This is a genomic window from Shewanella bicestrii, assembly GCF_002216875.1.
GTDB classification, from domain to species: domain Bacteria; phylum Pseudomonadota; class Gammaproteobacteria; order Enterobacterales; family Shewanellaceae; genus Shewanella; species Shewanella seohaensis.
Genome location: NZ_CP022358.1, coordinates 2,086,439 through 2,102,880 on the forward strand (window position 1 = coordinate 2,086,439; position 16,442 = coordinate 2,102,880).

Consider the following 16,442-nt stretch of genomic DNA (forward strand, 5'->3'; position numbering starts at 1 on the left):
TTATTGCCTATGACGATGTCGCTGCGAAAATCCCTACGAAATACCACGTTAGTGCTCGGCGGTCTCTGCTTGAGCACCTCTTTGCTGGCGGCCGATGCCGAACCTGCCGTTAATACCGCTCAGCCGCCCGCCAATATAGCGTCAAAGGCCCAAGAGGCGCAGCCCAGTGCTGCAAAAACCAATGATGCTCAAGTCAGTGCGTCTAAGGTTAGTGAGCCAAAAGTCACTGAGGCTAAAACGAGTACAGATAAACCCGCTGACGTGAAAGCGAGCGCCGAAAAGCCAGTTGATGCTAAGCCGAGCCAAGCCACTCAAGCCAAGCCGACCAAGCCTGCTACTCGAAAAGTGGTGCCCGTCGATACTGCCTCTGAGCTTAAAAATCGCTTTCGGGTGGATCATATGGTCAGCAGCATGACGCTGTTGATCCAGCGGGAGTACGGCTCTGCGCCAGTGGTCATCGTATTGCCCGACGGCAGCAAGTGGTACGCCAACCGTCACCCTGAAACGGTTAAATGGGTCGATGGCATTACTGGCGACATTATATATATCGAGTCGCCTCAGCCTGGCCCTTGGCAGCTGGTGGGTAAGGTAGTACCGGGATCGCAACTCAAGCGAGTCTCTAAGCTTGAGATTGAAGTACAGCAACTGCCACAGCCGTTATTCCAAGGTGAAGAAACCAAAGTGGTTGCTCAATTGATGGGGGATGCGGAGCGGGTGCGCATGCCGGGGCTCGATTATCTTGTCGAGTGGACCGCGCATTTTGTGAGTAAACATCGCGCTGGGGATGAGAACTTTGCCGCCGGTGACATTATCGTCGGCTCTTACAAAGATAATGGTGAAAAGTTCGATGAAAGACCCGACGATGGCATGTTTACCAGCGATATCAATCTAAAACAGCCTTGGGGCGAGTACGACTTTGTGGTCCAAGCCCGTAATAATGTGTTTGAACGACAGGTTTCTTTTCCCTTTACCTTATCGCCACGGCCAGTGAATGCCGAAGTGATCACCCCAGATGATCCGTTAACGGGGCGATGGAAAATAATGTTGCACGCCGATAGCAGTGTGCTGCAATTGGCTGAAACCCATTTTTCATTCGAGCTTGTTGGACCAGCTGGTTTGCAACTTCCCCTCGTCGTTCATGGGCTTAAAGAGAGCGACACTGAACTGCCGATACCGCCTGTGACTGAGTTTGGCAGTTATCGAATTAAAGGCACTGTGGCGACCACCACACTCACAGGCCGTGAAATCCTGCTCGATTTGCCAGAACTCTTCTTTAACTTAGTGCAGCCACCCGAGCCGCCGCCGAGTGCCGAGGAGTTAGCCGCCGTTGCAGCGCAAAAGGCCGCTGAAGAAGAAGCCGTGGCAAAACAGGATGCGCTGTTTTGGATCATTACCATCAATGCTGTGTTACTACTGCTTGGGGTTGTGGGGCTGATAGTCTGGCGTAAGCGTCAAAGTCTCGCGCAGGCACTGGCCGCTGCAGAGCAACGGATGTTAGATGAGGCAGGGCAGAGTAAGCCAGAAGCACCATCTCTCGATGAAATTGATTTGACCATGCCAGATGAGCCGGATCATCGCCGCTAAATCAACGGCCAACAGTCAGGCGTTTTAGACGCCAGTTTGAAGATATTTTGTTCATTTATCATGGGGTTTTGTTTGGTTTGGCGAAATTTTAACTAAACGATGCAAATGAGTGAAAAAAACGGTTGACGCTTCGAACGCTCAACCGTATTATTCACCGCAACTTGAGTGGAGCGGTAGTTCAGTTGGTTAGAATACCGGCCTGTCACGCCGGGGGTCGCGGGTTCGAGTCCCGTCCGCTCCGCCAGTCAAGTTGTTGAAAGTTAACATTATATTGCCCTAGTAGCGGTATAATAAAAGTTTGGAGCGGTAGTTCAGTTGGTTAGAATACCGGCCTGTCACGCCGGGGGTCGCGGGTTCGAGTCCCGTCCGCTCCGCCAAATAGAATAAGCCTCATCGAAAGATGAGGCTTTTTTCTATCTATCTTTTCAGAGTATTTGCCTCTGTATTTCTGCTTAATACCTTTACCTAATGCCTAAGGTATTGTTTCTTTTTATCCCTTTATTTCTACTGAAAGCTGAATATTCGCTGTCAATCGACATATTCGAGTTACAGGACTGCATTTTTTGCTGCTATTGTTATCACCAATAGTTCATTTTTCTGTATGAAAAAAGCGTGTTAGGTTGGGTTAATAAAGACCACTCCATGCCAACTAAAGGAAGTTATATGGTTGAAAAAATCACTGGGATGTTAGCACTTATCGGGGTGCTTTCGTTATTTTGTCAATGGGTTGGTTGGAAGCTTAGGTTACCTGCAATTTTACCGTTATTACTCTGTGGTTTGATGTTAGGCCCAGCATTTGGGGTACTCAATCCCGATGAAATCTTTGGGGATTTATTGTTTCCTATCATTTCACTCGGTGTCGCCGTGATCCTGTTTGAGGGGGCATTGACCCTCAATTTTAAAGAGATTAAAGACCATGGCCGCATGGTGACTCACTTAGTGAGCATCGGCATGGTGATCACCTGGGGCTGTATCAGTGTCGCGACCTTTTATTTGCTCAATTTTAGCTGGGAGGTCGCATTGTTATTTGGCGCCCTCGTGGTGGTCACGGGGCCAACCGTGATTGTCCCTATGCTGCGCAGCGTACGGCCTAAGTCGCAACTGGCGAGTATTTTACGCTGGGAAGGGATTGTGATTGACCCCATTGGTGCGCTACTTGCTGTATTAGTATTTGAATACATTACGGTATCCGGTGACCCCACTAGCCATGTGCTCTATGCACTAGGCTCCATGCTCACGCTTGGCTTAGGCTTAGGCGCGGCGTCAGGTTACCTCATTGGCCAAGTGATCCGCCGCAATTTATTGCCGCATTATTTACGTAATACCGCAGTATTAACCCTTATGCTGGGGATTTTTGTCGGCTCCAACCTACTGCAGGAAGAGTCTGGATTACTCACAGTGACTGTGATGGGGATTTGGCTAGCGAATATGCGCGGTGTGGATATTGCTGAAATCCTTGAATTTAAAGAAACACTGACAGTGCTGTTGATTTCTGCCTTATTTATCCTGTTAGCCGCAAGACTCGATTCGAGTGCCATGATGGATTTAGGCTGGGGCGGCGTAGGAGTGCTCGCCGTGACCATGCTGATTGCTCGGCCGCTCAGTATTTGGGTGTCAGGCATTGGGACGTCACTCTCAAGAGCCGATAAGTGGTTTCTATGTTGGATTGCCCCGCGGGGGATTGTGGCGGCGGCCGTATCTTCCTTATTCGCCATTAAGTTAGAAGCTACCAATGTGCAGGGCGCCGATGCCATCGTACCCTTAGTATTTTTAATCATTATCGGCACTGTCGTTATCCAAAGTTTAACCGCGGGCCGCTGGGCGAAATACCTTGGAGTGACGTCGGGTTCGGCGCAAGGATTATTAATTTTCGGAGCCTCGAAGTTTTCCCGCGAACTGGCAAAAATCTTAAAAAGCAAAGATGTCAAAGTGCTGCTGGCCGACAGCAACTGGGATAACATTCGTCTCGCGCGGATGGATAATATTCCGGTCTATTTTGGTAATCCCGCCTCGGAACATGCAGAAACCTATATGGATTTAACTGGGATTGGCCGAGTGCTGATCATGTCGCCTTATAAGCAGTTAAACCCGCTGGTGACCTTTTATTTTCAAGATGTGTTAGGTTCTAAAAAGGTCTTTGGCCTTAATAATGCCGAGCAGGGTAGCGCGCGCCATCAATTATCTGAGACTTACAAACAGCGATTATGTTTGTTTGGTGATGCGGTGTCCTACGCCAAAATTGCCAGTCAAATGGCGAAAGGGGCGCAGCTTAAAGTCACTAACTTAACTGAAAACTTCACCTTCGAGCATTTCCGCAAACGTTATGGCGAAACGGCATTGCCGTTAGTGTATCTGACCAAAGAGGGCAAAGTCGTGATAGTGTCAGGCAATGACACCCTATTCCCCAATGGCATAGAGTTAATCAGTTTGCTGCCCGTTGAAGCGCTTGAAGAAGCGAAAATCCAACAGGCGATTGCCGAGCAAGAGGCGATAGCTGCACAGGCCAAAGCGGCGGAAGAAGCAGCCCTTGCGAAAGCCAAGGCCGAGGAGGAAGCTGAAGCAGAGCGCCAACAACTTGAGCAGCAAGCGAAAATCAAGGCCGAAGAGCCATCGCAATCTGAGGTTGAAGCACAAGATAACATCAACACCGCGGATGAAACGTTGGCGAAGGGATAATGGCAAGGCTAAGGTTAGCTAAGGTGAGCTTGGTATTTGCGAAGAGATAAGCCTGTTAAGCTAGGCGAAAATAAAAAAGGCACTACTATGTAGTGCCTTTTTGTTTATTAAAATGGGCTTAGCAGTACAGCTTAGCGATTAAGCGGCGCGTTCCTGTGACGTCGTTGCGACGACTTCAGGGCGTAGCTCTGCTGGGTCAAAGTCATCCACATTGATTGACTTCATTCGGCCGATTTCGGCACGTTCCAACAGTTGTACTTCGCTGTCGCTCAATACACCTAAGGCTTTACCTTCAGCGGCGACTTTATCTAACCACATGAAAGGTAAACGCTTGCCACAGGCCTTACAGACTTTATCGAATAAAGGTTCGGCAGCCAGAATATCCTTCAGCGTTTGCTCTTGGATGCCCACAGCATTGTGCTCAGAGTTAGTCCAGAACTGGCCTTTACCTAAACGATCACGGCTTTCACAAGGGGTTTGCATGATCTTAGCCACTTTATGGTCTAACACATCGCTTGGACGTTTCAGTGGACGGCCGAATGGGAACATGATGGCGCGTAATACGCCGCCTAGACCCATAGGGAAGTTATCCAGTAAATCGTCTAATGAAGCCTGTAACTTGTACAGTGCATCTTCAACCGCCCATTGTACCAGTGGCAGATCATCGGTTTGACGGCCTTCATCTTGGTAACGTTTTAAGGTCGCAGAAGCGAGGTATAACTGGCTTAACAGATCGCCTAAGCGGGCAGAAATACGCTCTTTACGTTTTAAGTTACCGCCTAAGGTTGCCATGGCTAAGTCTGACAGCAGGGCTAAGTTGGCACTGAAACGGTTCATATGTTGATAATAACGCTTGGTTTTATCTGAGTATGGCGCGTTAGAGAAACGGCTTGATGTCAGACCTAACCAGAAGCTACGGACAAAGTTACTGGTCGCAAAACCAATGTGACCGAAGATGGCTGCATCGAAGTTGGCTAAGCCTTGGCCAGACTCTGTGTCAAACGCTGACTCCATTTCGGCCAATACATAAGGATGACAACGGATTGCACCTTGACCATAGATGATCATCGAACGTGTCAGGATGTTTGCACCTTCAACAGTAATCGCAATCGGAGCCGCTTGATAGCCACGACCTAAGTAGTTGTTAGGGCCTAAACACACACCTTTACCACCGTGGATATCCATGGCGTCGATAACACATTTCTGCATACGATCGGTCAGGTGATATTTCACGATAGCCGAGATAACCGAAGGTTTTTCACCTAAGTCGATACCAGTGGTGGTTAATGAGGTCACTGCATCCATCAGGTAGGCGTTACCACCGATGCGTGCCATTGGCTCTTCAATCCCTTCTAACTTACCAATCGGCAGTTTGAATTGACGACGAATACGCGCATAGGCACCCGTTGCCAGAGCGGCAGTTTTTACGCCACCGGCAGAGTTTGATGGCAGCGTGATACCACGGCCAACAGACAAACACTCAACCAGCATACGCCAGCCTTGGCCAGCCATTTTCGGACCACCAATGATAAAGCTTAATGGTACGAATACGTCTTTACCGCGAGTTGGACCGTTTTGGAACATACAGTTCAGCGGGAAGTGACGACGGCCTGTTTCAACGCCTTCAACATCAGTTGGGATCAGCGCGCAGGTAATGCCCAGTTCTTCTTTGTCGCCTAATAGGTGTTCAGGGTCACGCAGTTTAAACGCCAGACCTAATACAGTCGCAACTGGCGCTAGGGTGATATAACGCTTGTTCCAGGTTAAGCGCATACCTAAGACTTCTTCGCCTTCCCATTGACCTTTACACACGATACCAAAGTCAGGGATAGAACCCGCGTCGCTACCAGCCTCAGGGCTAGTTAATGCGAAACAAGGGACTTCCAAACCTTTGGCTAAACGTGGCAGGTAATGGTTTTGCTGCTCAGGCGTACCATAGTGTTGTAACAGTTCGCCAGGGCCTAAGGAGTTAGGTACACCTACAGTGGATGCCAGCTCGCTGCTTAAACCCGCAAGCTTTTGCAGCACGCGTGATTGGGCGTAGGCTGAGTACTCTAAACCGCCGTATTTTTTCTTGATGATCATGGCGAAGAAGCCGTGATCTTTCAGGTATTGCCATACTTCAGCAGGCAAATCAGCCAGTTGATGTGATACTTGGTGTTGGTTCACCATGCGGCATACTTCTTCAACTGGACCGTCTAAGAAGGCTTGCTCATCGGCACTTAAACGAGCGACAGGGTAATTGTGGAGTTTTTTCCAGTTTGGGTTACCCGCAAACAGATCGGCTTCCCACCAAGTGGTACCAGCTTCAATCGCTTCTTTTTCGGTAGAAGACATTTCGGGCATGATGCCACGGTACATCTTCATCAGTGGGCGACTGATAACATTTTGTCTAAATGCACTGATATTGAGGGGCAGCGCGATCACGAGGAAGATAATCCAAGAGATAGGGCCAACAACATCGAGTGTCCATCCGGCTGTCATCACAACAGCGGCTGCAATAGTGGCAGTGAGCAAAGATACCCGAAGGTAAGCTAGGGCTCCTAGCACTAAGATCATGGCGATGATCCAAAGTAGGGTAGTCACTGTATTTCTCCTTAAGTATGACCGAGTGCCAATCACAGGTCATAACGAGTTTTGTTGATTGCGATCACAATTATAGTTTGTGGTCTGACCTGTGTCGCATAAAAGTTAAACCTAAGGCAGTTTTAATACAAGTATTTTTCAAACAATTGTTTAAATTTTTTGTCACCTTTGATCATTCCACAAATGTCATCAACTAGTTACAATGCAAAACCGTGGATATTTGGATTGAGAAAGGCGAGAAATATGTGTGAGTTACTGGCGATGAGCGCCAATGTGCCGACCGATATTGTGTTTAGTTTTACGGGATTAGCACAGCGTGGTGGCGTCACTGGGCCCCATGTCGACGGTTGGGGGATCACTTTCTATGAAGGCCGTGGCAGCCGTACGTTTAAAGATGCCTGCCCAAGTAGCGAGTCGCACATTGCAAAATTAATCAAATCCTATCCGATTAAAAGCGAGGTGGTGATAAGCCATATTCGTCAGGCCAATCGCGGCTGTGTTTCCCTTGAAAATACTCATCCTTTTACCCGTGAGTTGTGGGGCCGTTATTGGACCTATGCCCATAATGGTCAGTTAAGCGACTATCAGGCGAAGTTTCAGGTGTCCCGTTATCAGAGTGTCGGCGATACCGACAGCGAGCTGGCTTTTTGCTGGATACTGGAGCAAGTCGCGGCCAAGTTTGGTGACCGTCGCCCAGAGGACATGCAAGCGGTGTTTCGATTTGTGGCTACGCTTGCTGAACAAATCCGCGTCCTTGGGGTATTTAATATGATCCTCAGCGATGGCGAATACTTGATGAGCTATTGCAGTAATAATCTGTGTTATATCACCTGCAGGGCACCGTTTGGCAAGGCAAAATTAATTGATACCGATGTTGTGATTGATTTTGATAAAGAAACCACACCACACGATGTAGTGACTGTCATCGCCACTCGGCCGCTCACTGAAAACGAGGACTGGCAAGTGATGCAGCCTGGCAATTGGAAGTTGTTCCGCTTAGGTGAGCTGCTTATCGATTTGTAATTGGGGCGTTGCCATTCTACTTTGACGGCATTAAATCAGAAACAAAAAGGCCAAATGGAGTCACTCACGTTTGGCCTTTTATGTTTTGTGCGGCGCTGTTACGGCATCTTAGCAACAGCACTCAATCCGTCTTACACCAGCGATAACAGAGTATCTGGCTTAATTCGCGCCTGTGCCGAGGAGTTTAGGCACTTTCTGCTCCGTTGGAACTTCGGTTTCAATGGCAGCGGCTTCAACGGCTGCGGGCACGACTTCAACTGGCACATCGTCGAAATGATAATTCAGCAGTTTGATATCCAGCTGTTTGCTGCCTTTTTCAAAGTGCGTTAGACGAACGGGCAGGTAGGCTAAATCCGGCACCATCCAAAAGAAAGTTTGGCGTTTATGATTGTCACGCACTACCTCAATTTTGACCGTATCGTAGCTGCCGCTTTCAATTGTCATCCGTTCCTTACCAATCACATGGAACTTGTATTCATCGATCTCGTTGGATTTTACCATCTTATAATCAAGCACTTCTTTACCAGCGCTGATATCGAGACGAAACTGCAGCTGCACCATTAGCGGATCGAAAATATCGCCTTCGAAGGGGAATTTACCTTTTTCATCCTTATAACGGGTATGGATCATCCCTTGCGCCTTGGCAAAGGCGGTTTGCTCGATAAAATTCGGGCCGACACCTTGGCGCTCATGCAAATAGCGCAGGGGTAATAATTGATTGCCATCCTGAGCAAACTCACTCAGCACATGGCGCACATCGGTCAGTAATAACAGGCTAAGATCGCTGTCGAAGCGATATTTGTAGATCCCATCCTCCATGGCGGGCAGTTGATACTTGGCCTTACCCAACTCAATATCACCATAATTAACTTGATATTCAGCAGTTTGAGGCGTTAAAGGCGTTGGCGCCGCCATCGCAAATACGCTGTGGGTGAGTGCGAGACTCACGAATAACGTTGGAATTGTGCGCAAGTAATGCTCCTTTATATCGCAAACAGATTGCGGCTAACACCGCTTATCCCATTGGCTGAACTGCCAAGCTTAATTGTTTATAGCTGAGGCCATATCGGGTGTAAACAGTTTATAGATCAATATATTAAACTAGAAGGGGATTGACATCACTAAGGTTGCCATATCCGGTTGCCACTCAAACTCAGACAAGTCTACTTTGCCACAGTTCACTGTAACGCCTTCAATACGCAATAATTCCATCTGTTCCTGAAAGGAGACTGAATGCTTTTCGAAGGAAATTTTACCTTGGCTGTTGAGTACTCTATGCCAAGGAAGTGACAAATGTTCGGGGGCCGATTTGAGCGCCTTCGACACATAGCGGGCACGACCGGGTAAACCGGCAAAATCGGCCACTTTGCCATAACTGCTGACTTTGCCAGGCGGGATCATCGCGACAATATGCCAAATCTTCGCCATCGGCGAGAGGGTGTTTTGTGTCTCTAGTGTGCTGTTCGTTTCGTCTGGCGTAATGGCCTTATCTTGCTCTAAGTAGCGATAAAGTGGGGATTTATCTTTTGCAAACCGCATGATGATGCCAAATAAAACCATGAATGAGGTGAGCCAGTGTAGCGTTAATTTCCGCCTAAGTGAAACAGAGGACGGCTGATACTGCTGCAATTTAAATCTAAAAAATCGATTGTAATGATTTTTATTAAACTATTTAGTTTTGAATATTGAGAAAACACAGGAATAGTTCATAATAGCGCCAAATTTTTTGACTCACTAAGAGATGAAACAGGCATGGCTGTACTCGATATTCTGACAATTCCCGATGAGCGTCTAAAGCGCAAAGCACAACCCGTAAAAGACATTGAAGCGATTCAGGGATTTATCGATGATTTAATCGAAACCATGTACCACACCGACGATGGTATCGGTCTGGCCTCGACCCAAGTGGGCAGCACAGATGCGGTGATTGTGATCGATTTATCCGAAAATCGCGATCAACCCTTAGTGCTGATTAATCCAGAGATTGTTGAAAAATCAGGCGAATACGTAGGTGAAGAAGGCTGTCTTTCTATCCCTGGCTATCGCGCCAAAGTGAGCCGTTTTGAAAAGGTTAAAGTCACCGCCTTAGACAGACAGGGCAAAGCGATTGAAATCGAAACCGATGACTTTTTGGCTATTGTTTTACAACACGAAATCGACCATTTACACGGTAAAGTGTTTATCGAACATTTATCGACCTTAAAGCAGCAAATCGCGTTGAAAAAAGTGCGTAAATACGCCTAAGCAGATGAATTTGCGCGACTGATTGTCGTCTTTATCTAAGTCAAAGCCGCATTCCGATGCGGCTTTGTTGTTTCTAAGCATTTAAAAAGCCAAACAAAAGCGCGATATGTGAAGTTAACGGCTTGTTTTTACAGCAGTGACTCGCTAAGGTAGCGGCAATATGCACGGGTTGCATGGCCTGTGCGCAGTAAGGATACGGTAGGGAAACAAATGAAGACAAAATTCATAGCGCTTGTGGGTGCGCTGGCATCGATTAGCATCTTGCTTGGTGGTTGCAGTGCTTTTTTTAACGGTAACACCACTGAAAAAAACGTAGTTTCCAGCAGTCTGGTTGAATATCTCTATCCTGATGATAAACAACGCGAGGCTCAGCAACCCAGTATTCCGGTATTGCGTCTTCCCATCACGGTTGGCATTGCCTTTTTACCCTCCACCCATTGGCAATCCGAAGCCCTCGATAGCAGCTCGCAAATCGCCTTGCTGGATAAAGTGAAACAGTCATTTGTTAAATATGACTTTATTGACCGTATCGAATTAATCCCCAGCACTTATCTTAAAAATGGCAAAGGTTTTAGCACCTTACAGCAGGTCGCCCGTTTACACGATGTCGATGTGATGGCGCTGGTGTCTTACGATCAACTGTTACAAAGCAGCGAGAATAAGGCTTCACTGCTGTATTGGACCATAGTCGGCATGTATATGGTGCCCGGTAATGAAAACGCGATCCAAACCTTTGTCGATACCGCCGTTTTTGATATGCGCAGCCAAAAAATGTTGTTTAGGGCGCCTGGTATTAACCAACTTACCGACACGTCAACCGCAGTGAGCGTCACCAACGTGCTACGTGAAAAATCCGCTGAAGGCTTTGAGCTGGCGGTAAACGATATGATCACTAATTTAGACGCCGAATTAGCCCGCTTTAAAACCCGCGTGAAAGAAGAACATATTGCGACCATTGAACATAAACAAGGTTATAGCGGCGGTGGCAGTTTATCCCTATTAATCCTTTCGCTACTGGGCATATTTGCAATTCGCCGTTTAACTATTTGTAGAGAATAATTAAACCTATTTATTAGGATGATTTGAGTGAAATGGAGTTTCGATGTTTTGGCTTTTTTTTAAGTAAGCATGCCTCTTTTCTCTATGTTTAATGGGCCGAATAAAGCATTAAGGATCTTATAGTAATGACAGACATTACGGATAGAATTTGTTATGAAATCGAAGATATTCAAGAGGCAGTTAACCTAGTAAAAACTATTTCTTCTGCAGCTGAATTATATGAATTATTAAGGCATTACAATTGGGATGATGGTTATGAGATCCCGATTACGATTGCTGACCACCCATTATGTGAGTTAGCTATTGCAATAAGGATGTTTTGGCTTGCTGAAGCGATGGATTGGTTAGAAATGAATGAACAAAATGAATTAATTCCAGCCAATAACGTTATTGAGCCTTATCAACAGAAAGATTATGATTTCGCAGTCATGCTGACAAATCGAATTTTAACTGGTTACTACCAGATAAGAACAGTTTCTCATACTGAAAAGATATCAAAGACGATGCAATACCTTTTTAAGAAGCGTGGCGTGCCAGAGATTTTATACAAACCAATAGTGGTATGAGTGCAGATGTATAAGATTTAGATAGATTAGGCCGATTTATTGCCGTTTCACCCAAATGAGGGAGATTACTAGACCATAACCGACGGATTAATTTCCAATAAGCCGAGTAGAATTGTATTTTTCACTCAAACAGAGGGCTTCGGACGAGTTTAATTCGTAATCTACAATCACTCAGCTTGATAATGGTGTGCGCGTTTTCACTGGTCTAACAAGGTAAACGCGCATGCGCACGAATAAAATGTTATATTTTAGGAGAAATTATGGCATCACTGGAAGAAGCTTATAGCAATGAGTATCAGGATATTATTGATCCTGAATTAGCATATGACCTTTATTGAGCAGGTATTATAGCTGATAAATCAGCTTTCGAATGTCCTAGTGAAAAATGTAATGCCAAGGTCACTTGTATAAATCTTGATCAGGAAAAACAGGATATGCATCAGTCTCCTCACTTCAGAGGATACAATCATTCTGTCGATTGTGATGCAACATTTGGTCTAGATAGAGTTGCAGGTGTTGAGTCTCCAACAACATCGGCTCAATCGAAATTTGTTAAGAGTGATTCAATATCAGATGTTTTTCATCTTAAACGCCCTAAAAATCAATTCGCGAAGAAAGAACCGAAAGGTATCGACCTTACTAAGGAAAAGAAAATAAGTAATCGACGCGGAAAAAGTGTCACGGGAGAAGAGTTCTTCGGTGGCTCTAAGTATTACTCTGTGCGATCTTTAGTATCTAAGTTTATAAGATACAGAAAAGATAACTCATTATCAGAACATAAAATAAACATACAGGGAAAAGATATTAGCTATAAGTCGCTGTTTAAAGGTATTTATAAACAACTTATTACTGCCCTTCCGGATGAAAATTTAATTTATTGGGGAGTAGCTTTCATCGATTATATTGAAAAAAAGGAATGCTACAAAGTTACTTTCGGTGAAACTCTTGAGCATGGAGGTAATGATATTCGGCCGTCATTTTTTATATCTAGAACAATGATTGCCGAGTATCCTGTGAGAAATCTAGTTGTGAAGAGGTTAGAAAAAATATCAAAGGAAAGTGACAAAAGAGCATTTGTTTTCATTTATTCTAAACCTCATTCGTCAGGAGATAGTTATATTAATTTTGACTTGGAAAGTCTGGACTATTTAGAAATACGATATTTGGACTTGTTTGATGATCTTAAGAAAAAAATATAACAAGGCCAAGCACATCGCCCGCAAAAAGTGCGGGCTGGACCTCGCTACGCTCGGCTCGTGTTGGCGGCGTTAACCCATAGAAGTTTTAATCCGAAATTCACTAATCCGAGCTAAAAGTCTAACGCGAAATTGTCCCAAAGCATGCTGTGTGTTTCTTTAAAACATACAGACTACGCTAATGCTAAACAGGTGAGCCATGGTGATTAGCGATACGACCGTCCGCCCCATGGCCGCTTTTTGGCATCTATGCTATCGCGGTATTTGTGAATCCATTCACATCAGACAGGCGGCCCTACATCCACGGATGGACTCGCTGCGGATCTTCGAGCAAATGCTAAGGCTTACTCATTCGTAGGAACAGCATGTTTGCCCGTCACTCAAAAATTTTATCTTTTCTTATCTGAACGTATTCTTAGTTTTTAGAGCTTCATATATTAAAATCATACTCTTACAAAATAGGGGAGTGCGATAAGGGCGATGCCGATGGCGATAAGTAGCGCGAGATTGGTGACAAAATAAGGGTAAATCATTAGGGTGAGGCCGACGGCCAGAGGGATGGGGGCGGCTTGGCGCTTGCCGTAGGTGAAAAAGCCAAGACCAAAGAGGCCAAAGACTAAACTCCATAACAATAATGCTGGATTATCAAACACCTTGAGTTCCTCAATGATTAGCGCTTGGTAAGCGCCGACCTGTTACTGTGTCATATTGGTCAAACGATGGGTTAGGACTGCTCCGCTGAATTGAGTCTACTGCTAAAAATTCCTTGGCGTAATTAAGCTTTATTCATCTTATTCGTTGCGTGAATCCACTATTTTAGTGCACTGTTTTATTTATATTTTTAATACAGTGAGGATTCTGGTTATAGCTCATATAACTCTAAGGGTAAGCCGTCGGGATCGCTAAAGAAGGTGAACTTTTTGCCTGTGTATTCGTCGATGCGGACAGGTTCGACGGCGATATCATGGGCCGTAAGATGCTCGATCGCCGTTTCAATCGATGTGACGCGAAAGGCGAGATGTCTAAGGCCGCATGCCTCTGGATAGCTAGGGCGTTTGGGAGGATTTTCGAAGGAAAACAACTCGATTTGGCTCATATCCGGCAGTTGTAAATCGAGTTTGTAAGACTGGCGCGCCTCACGATAATGCTCTGCAAGCACGCTAAGGCCAAGAATAGTCACATAAAAGTGTTTGGACTTTTGATAGTCACTGCAAATAATCGCTGCATGGTGAATGCCGAGTAACATGGCTTGCCTCTGTACTGTTTAACTGATGTTTACGCTAGTGTGTTTTAAAAAAGCCAGAGTCACAACTAAGTGTGACTCTGGCGCTCACCTAAGATTTTTTCTTACTTCGCTAGCGGGCTAATGGACGAGTTCAAATATCGCGGAGGAGAGAGGTGCAAGCTGCAACTGAACTTGTCCTTCACCTCGCTCGACAATTAACTGCGCCGTATGGTCTTCCAGTAAATCCTTAAGCGAATAGGTTGCATCGGTTAACTGCCATTGCGCAATCAGAGATTGGGGCAGTTTAAGTGAAAATGACTTGGCTTGGGTTTGACTAAAGTTACTGACAATAATCAGCTTTTGACCTTTGTTAGCGGCGGTATTGGCCTCAAAGCGGACAAAGGCAAAGGTTGAGTCATCATAACCCGTTGCGCTGCCATTGTTTGTCTTATTGTTAGCCTTATTGCTAGCCTTTGCAGCCGATACCGCGCTGCGGTTGGCAGCATCTAGCGAGTGATATTTCCCTAAGAGCGCGGGCGCATTTTTCCCCGTGCTCAGGTTCAATAATTTTTGGTAATAGGTACGTAGCGCAACTTCTGCGGCGGTTGATTGGCCACCATCAAATTTACCTTGATTCATCCAGCGCTGATGGGCGGGAACACCCGCATAATCAAAAATACTGGTGCGTGACGCATGGCCAAAGCCTAGGTTTTGCGTCGCCGCTTCTCCCACTTCTTGACCGAAATAAAGCAAGGTGGGTGAGGTACTTAAGGTCGCCGACACCACCATTGCAGGCAGGGCGTAGCGGGGATCGACCGCATCTGTTGAGGTGTTACCAGTTAAGGCGCCTAAAAAGGCGGCATTGGCGACGCGCTGTTCGTCGTGGTTTTCTAAAAAGTGCAGCATATGCGAGTCGATATCTTGCACTTTGGCCTGATCCGCGGCGATCTGTGCGGTACTTTTTTGTCCTGCCATAATGGCTTTGAGGGTGTCGTAAAGATCGACCTTGTCGTAGAGGTAATCCATTTTGCCGAGCTGAATATAGTCGCGATACAGCGCGGGGTTGTAGACCTCAGCTAAGATAAAGGCTTCTGGATGACTATGTTTTATATGACTATTTAAATAGCTCCAAAACTCGACGGGCACCATTTCGGCCATATCGTAACGAAATCCATCGACTCCCATCGTTAACCAATACTGGGCAATTTGATTGAACTTGATCCAAGAGTTAGGTAATTCATGACTATGTTGCTGCCAAAAAGCATAGTGCTGCTCGGCGCCGAGGGTGGCATAGCGTGGCGGCAGTGTAGGGAAATCATGGCTGCCATCGGGGCGGACACCGTAATTGATTTTAACGGTTTCATACCAGTCATTCATATCCGGCTTGGCAAGGCGTGAGCCGTTGCCCGTCCATTTGGCGGGGATCTCTTCAAATTGACCATCACTTAGGGGATGCGACTCGCCGCCTAACGGTTTGAGGCTATCAGGCAAATCTGGCACTTGAAAGCCAGAGGATTGCTTTTTATCAGTCACATAGTAAAAGTTATTATGCTTTTCATATTCAAGGGTTTGATTATCGTCTTCACCAAAATCGCGTACGCCCTCGGGCTTAGTGATGGAATGGTAATTACGCGCCACATGGTTGGGCACTATATCGATAATCACTTTTAAGCCTTGCTTGTGGGTGCGCTCGATCAGTGCCTGAAACTCCTGTAAACGGTTGGCGGGATCGACCGCTAAATCGGGGTTTACGTTGTAATAATCTTTAACCGCATAGGGCGAACCGGCGCGGCCTTTAACCACATCTGGATCATCGTGACTTACGCCAATTGCGCTGTAATCGCCAATTAAGGCGTGGTGGGGCACACCCGTATACCACACATGGGTAACGCCTAAGTCTTTGATACTTTTGAGCGCTGTGTCATCAATATCATTAAATTTACCCACACCGTTTTCGCTAATCGTGCCCCAAGGTTTATTGGTGGTGTTTTTATTGCCATAGAGTCGGGTAAAAATTTGATAAACAACGGGCTTAAACTTGTCTGCTTGCTCGCCATTGTGACGGGCTGGCAGGATATCGCCTTCGGCCACATTTGGATTGGCTGCCATGGTTTTAGCCGCCACTGCTTGTAACGCCGTAGCTTGAGTGGTGATTGCTGGGGCGGCCATGGTGCAAAAGGTGCTAATGCTGCTGAGGGCTAATAGGGTTAATCCCTGTTGCCAGCGATAAGCGCGACGTTTGCTACTGTTAGATAATAGAAAATTCAACCTAGGTTCCTTTAC

Annotated in this window: 13 protein-coding genes and 2 tRNA genes; 9 read left to right on the forward strand and 6 right to left on the reverse strand. The window is 46.2% G+C overall.

The genetic code is table 11. The features are described 5' to 3' along the window. Positions 1–9 precede the first annotated feature (9 nt). The 4 genes from CF168_RS09175 to CF168_RS09190 all read left to right on the forward strand — a co-directional run bounded on the left by CF168_RS09175 (position 10) and on the right by CF168_RS09190 (position 4,260). Positions 10–1,584 (forward strand): TIGR03503 family protein, encoded by a 1,575-nt coding sequence (locus CF168_RS09175; RefSeq protein WP_089067667.1) that lies wholly within the window; start codon positions 10–12, stop codon positions 1,582–1,584. 167 nt (positions 1,585–1,751) lie between these two features. Next, positions 1,752–1,828: transfer RNA gene (locus CF168_RS09180), tRNA-Asp, on the forward strand. A gap of 56 nt (positions 1,829–1,884) precedes the next feature. Next, a tRNA-Asp gene (locus CF168_RS09185) sits at positions 1,885–1,961 on the forward strand. A gap of 286 nt (positions 1,962–2,247) precedes the next feature. Then, positions 2,248–4,260: a cation:proton antiporter gene (locus CF168_RS09190; protein WP_086904125.1), complete on the forward strand. Its 2,013-nt coding sequence runs from the start codon at positions 2,248–2,250 to the stop codon at positions 4,258–4,260. A 138-nt stretch (positions 4,261–4,398) separates the two neighbouring features. Here CF168_RS09190 and fadE read toward each other — a convergent pair whose 3' ends face one another. Continuing rightward, entirely contained in the window at positions 4,399–6,846 is a 2,448-nt protein-coding gene (fadE, locus tag CF168_RS09195; protein ID WP_089067668.1) for an acyl-CoA dehydrogenase FadE, read from the reverse strand. A 243-nt stretch (positions 6,847–7,089) separates the two neighbouring features. On the opposite strand from fadE, the gene CF168_RS09200 reads away from it, so the two are divergent. Next, a complete protein-coding gene (locus CF168_RS09200; RefSeq protein WP_089067669.1) occupies positions 7,090–7,869 on the forward strand; it encodes a class II glutamine amidotransferase in 780 nt (259 codons plus the stop codon). A 159-nt stretch (positions 7,870–8,028) separates the two neighbouring features. On the opposite strand, the gene CF168_RS09205 is transcribed toward CF168_RS09200, so the two are convergent. Both CF168_RS09205 and CF168_RS09210 read right to left on the reverse strand, forming a co-directional pair. Continuing rightward, on the reverse strand, positions 8,029–8,841 hold the full coding sequence (locus CF168_RS09205) for a DUF3108 domain-containing protein (protein WP_089067670.1): 813 nt from the start codon (positions 8,839–8,841) through the stop codon (positions 8,029–8,031). 129 nt (positions 8,842–8,970) lie between these two features. Beyond that, positions 8,971–9,411 (reverse strand): MGMT family protein, encoded by a 441-nt coding sequence (locus CF168_RS09210; protein ID WP_167373698.1) that lies wholly within the window; start codon positions 9,409–9,411, stop codon positions 8,971–8,973. Positions 9,412–9,621: 210 nt separating this feature from the next. Between CF168_RS09210 and def the strand changes: the two genes are divergently transcribed. The 4 genes from def (at position 9,622) to CF168_RS09230 (ending at position 12,937) form a co-directional block, all read left to right on the forward strand. Next, a complete protein-coding gene (gene def, locus CF168_RS09215; RefSeq protein ID WP_011626351.1) occupies positions 9,622–10,113 on the forward strand; it encodes a peptide deformylase in 492 nt (163 codons plus the stop codon). A 210-nt stretch (positions 10,114–10,323) separates the two neighbouring features. Further along, on the forward strand, positions 10,324–11,172 hold the full coding sequence (gene rhlP / locus CF168_RS09220; protein ID WP_086904032.1) for a rhombotarget lipoprotein: 849 nt from the start codon (positions 10,324–10,326) through the stop codon (positions 11,170–11,172). A gap of 125 nt (positions 11,173–11,297) precedes the next feature. Beyond that, positions 11,298–11,738 (forward strand): DUF4274 domain-containing protein, encoded by a 441-nt coding sequence (locus CF168_RS09225; RefSeq protein ID WP_086904031.1) that lies wholly within the window; start codon positions 11,298–11,300, stop codon positions 11,736–11,738. Between the two features lie 434 nt (positions 11,739–12,172). Further along, positions 12,173–12,937: a hypothetical protein gene (locus CF168_RS09230; RefSeq protein WP_086904030.1), complete on the forward strand. Its 765-nt coding sequence runs from the start codon at positions 12,173–12,175 to the stop codon at positions 12,935–12,937. A 440-nt stretch (positions 12,938–13,377) separates the two neighbouring features. Here CF168_RS09230 and CF168_RS09235 read toward each other — a convergent pair whose 3' ends face one another. The 3 genes from CF168_RS09235 to CF168_RS09245 form a co-directional block, all read right to left on the reverse strand. After that, the gene (locus CF168_RS09235; protein ID WP_089067671.1) at positions 13,378–13,587 is read right to left on the reverse strand and encodes a hypothetical protein; all 210 of its coding nucleotides are present in this window, start codon (positions 13,585–13,587) and stop codon (positions 13,378–13,380) included. A 209-nt stretch (positions 13,588–13,796) separates the two neighbouring features. Next, positions 13,797–14,180, reverse strand: a complete 384-nt coding sequence (gene gloA2 / locus CF168_RS09240) for an SMU1112c/YaeR family gloxylase I-like metalloprotein (protein WP_086903983.1) — start codon at positions 14,178–14,180, stop codon at positions 13,797–13,799. A gap of 117 nt (positions 14,181–14,297) precedes the next feature. Continuing rightward, positions 14,298–16,427 carry an alpha-amylase family protein gene (locus tag CF168_RS09245; protein WP_089067672.1) on the reverse strand — a complete coding sequence of 710 codons (2,130 nt, stop codon included), beginning with the start codon at positions 16,425–16,427 and terminating at the stop codon, positions 14,298–14,300. Positions 16,428–16,442: the final 15 nt, after the last annotated feature.